Origin of the sequence: uncultured Mailhella sp. (genome assembly GCF_947631555.1) — a bacterium.
In the GTDB taxonomy this organism is placed as follows: domain Bacteria; phylum Desulfobacterota; class Desulfovibrionia; order Desulfovibrionales; family Desulfovibrionaceae; genus Mailhella.
Genome location: NZ_CANRLT010000146.1, coordinates 1 through 2,877, shown reverse-complemented (window position 1 = coordinate 2,877; position 2,877 = coordinate 1). Strand labels below are relative to the sequence as shown.

Sequence of the window (2,877 nt, the reverse complement as noted above, 5' to 3'; positions counted from 1 at the left end):
CGCCTTCCGGCGACGATCCCCAGCTTCCCGGCGCAGGCATGGGCGTCTTTGTTGATTATGCCCACACCCCTGACGCCCTCGTTCGCGTGCTCGATGCCCTGCGCCAGGCACGGTTCAAGCGCCTGATCACGGTGTTCGGCTGCGGCGGCGACCGTGACCGCACCAAGCGCCCGCTCATGGGCGAAGCCGTGGCCTCGCGCAGTGAAGTCGTCATCGTCACTTCCGACAACCCGCGCACGGAAGACCCGGAAGCCATCATCGACGATGTGATGCCCGGTCTTGCTCAGGCGCATGAGCTGCACCGCGAAACAGACCGCCGCAAAGCCCTTGAACTTGCCGTCAGCCTGCTCCGTCCCGGAGACGCGCTCCTTGTGGCCGGAAAGGGACATGAGGACTACCAGATTATCGGTACGGAAAAACACCATTTCAGCGATCAGGAAATTCTGAAGGAGCTGCTCTCGTGCTGATGACTCTTGAACACGCGGCCCGCGCCGCCCACGCCGAGATTCTCCGCCCCGCGGAAGTCACGCTCACAGGGGCGGCATCCGACAACCGCACAGTGCGCCCCGGACAGCTCTTTGTGGCCATCCCCGGCGAAAAGACCGACGGCCACCTCTTCGCTGCCGCTGCGGTGCAGGCGGGCGCTTCCGCCGTGCTTGCCGAACACGACCCCTTCGCCGGCAAGCCGCCGGTTCCCGTACTGCTTGTTCAGAACAGCGTGAAGGCTCTCGGTCTCATCGCCCATGACTGGCGGTCCTCGTTTCAAGGCAAGGTTGTGGGCCTCACTGGGACGGCGGGCAAGACCACGACCAAGGAACTTTTGAGCAGCATCCTTTCCTGCCGAGGCAAGACTGCGCGCACGGCTCTGAATCTCAATACGCAGGTAGGCATGCCCGTTTCCATGCTGGAGGCGGACGGGGACGAAAGCTTCTGGGTCATGGAAGCAGGCATCAGCCGCCCCGACGACATGGACGAACTCGGCCCCATTCTCGAACCCGACCTTGCCGTCATTCTTAACGCCGGAACCGGCCATTCCCTGGGGCTGGGGAAAAAAGGCACGGCCTATTACAAGTCAAAGCTGCTGAACTATCTGAAAAAGGGCGGCATCGCCCTTGTCAGCGCCGATTATGAGGATCTCGTCAGCGAAGCCAAAGCCCTGCGGCCGGATACAATCTTCTTTTCCGCCTTCGGACGCAAAGCCCCGTACAGGGCAGAATACCTCGGCCTTGACGAAAACGGGTGCAGCCGCTGCCGTCTTTACCTCGATGGAGAATCGTTCGACGTGACCTGCGCGCTCTCCGGCGCCTACGCCGCGGAAAACGTGCTTGCTGCAGCTGCCACCGCGCACCTTCTGGGACTTTCCCGTCAGGAAATCATTCAGGGGCTGGAAGGCGCATCTCTTCCCGCACAGCGCTTTGCCCGCCATGAGACCGGCGGCTGGAGCGTCATTGATGACAGCTACAACGCCAATCCCCTGTCCGCCGGGCGCATGATCGAAGCCGCGGCCGAACTCGCTGGCGGACGGCCCTTCCTCTGCGTCATGGGAGCCATGGCCGAACTGGGAGACAAGGCCGAAGACGAACACCGCAAGCTTGGGCAGAAACTCGCCGCTTCCGGCTGCCAGGCGGTATTCTGGACGGGCGAACACGCCGCTGAAGTGCAGGAAGGACTTGAAACGGGTGCCTTCTCCGGGCATTACGCCGCCTTTTCAGGACCGGAAGACTTCTCCGCCGCTCTGGAAGAATGGCGTGCTGCCTATCCCCATGTCTTAGCAGGCCTGGCACTGTTCAAGGGTTCGCGCCGCAACCGCATGGAACGCTTTGTGAAACTCTTTATGGAACGGGTCTGTCATGCTGTATAACCTCCTCGTCCCGTTCAGTCAGTATTTGACCCTGCTGAACGTCTTCCGCTACATCACCTTCCGTTCCGCGGCTGCCATGATCTTCGCGCTGCTCTTCACCATTCTCACCGGCCCCTGGTTCTTGAAGAAGCTTGCGCTGCTGAAAATCGGCCAGCCCATACTCTCCTATGTGCCCGAACACCTGTCCAAGGCCGGCACTCCCACCATGGGCGGCCTGCTCATCATCGCCGGAACGGGCCTTTCCACGCTGCTGTGGGCGGATCTCTCCAACGTCTATATCTGGCTCACCCTCTTCGTCTTCGCGGGCTTTGGTCTCGTGGGTTTTGTGGATGACTATTCCAAGATACACCGTCACACCAATCAGGGACTTACGCCGCGGGCCAAAATGCTCGGTCTTGTCCTTGTCTCCGTCATCGCCATAACCCTGCTGCTGAATCAGCCCGCCTATTCCAGCAAGCTGTCTGTGCCCTTCTTCAAGCAGTTCATGCCCGACCTCGGCATGTTCTACGTCGTCTTCGCCGTGGTTGTGCTTCTGTCCTCCTCCAACGCCGTCAACCTGACCGACGGACTGGACGGACTCGCCATCCTGCCCGTGATCATGTGCACCATGGTCTACGCCATCTTCATCTATGTGGCCGGCCATTCCAGCTTCGCACAGTATCTCCAGGTTCCCGCCGTGCCCGGCGTCGGCGAAGTTACCGTGTTCTGCTGCGCTCTCATGGGCGCGGGACTCGGTTTCCTGTGGTTCAACTGTTTTCCCGCACAGGTGTTCATGGGCGATGTGGGTGCGCTGAGCCTCGGCGGAGTTCTCGGCTTTCTCGCTGTACTCTGCAAGCAGGAACTCATCCTCATCGTGGCGGGCGGACTTTTCGTCATGGAAACGGTGTCCGTCATTCTTCAGGTCGGCTATTTCAAAATCACCCACGGCAAACGGCTGTTCCGCATGACGCCGCTGGAGGACACTATGTCCTGCAATTTTAACGTGCTGATCGGCGGATATCCACGGGTAATGGGTG

General features: G+C 60.6%; 3 protein-coding genes. All 3 read left to right on the top strand.

Going from position 1 to position 2,877, the window contains the following annotated elements:
* Positions 1-467 (top strand): cyanophycin synthetase (locus Q0Z94_RS11655; protein ID WP_298069890.1); only part of this gene is annotated, 467 nt, incomplete at its 5' end.
* Entirely contained in the window at positions 467-1,861 is a 1,395-nt protein-coding gene (gene murF / locus Q0Z94_RS11650; RefSeq protein WP_298069892.1) for a UDP-N-acetylmuramoyl-tripeptide--D-alanyl-D-alanine ligase, read from the top strand. The genes Q0Z94_RS11655 and murF, both read left to right, overlap by 1 nt.
* Positions 1,851-2,877 (top strand): phospho-N-acetylmuramoyl-pentapeptide-transferase (gene mraY / locus Q0Z94_RS11645; protein WP_298069889.1); only part of this gene is annotated, 1,027 nt, incomplete at its 3' end. The genes murF and mraY, both read left to right, overlap by 11 nt.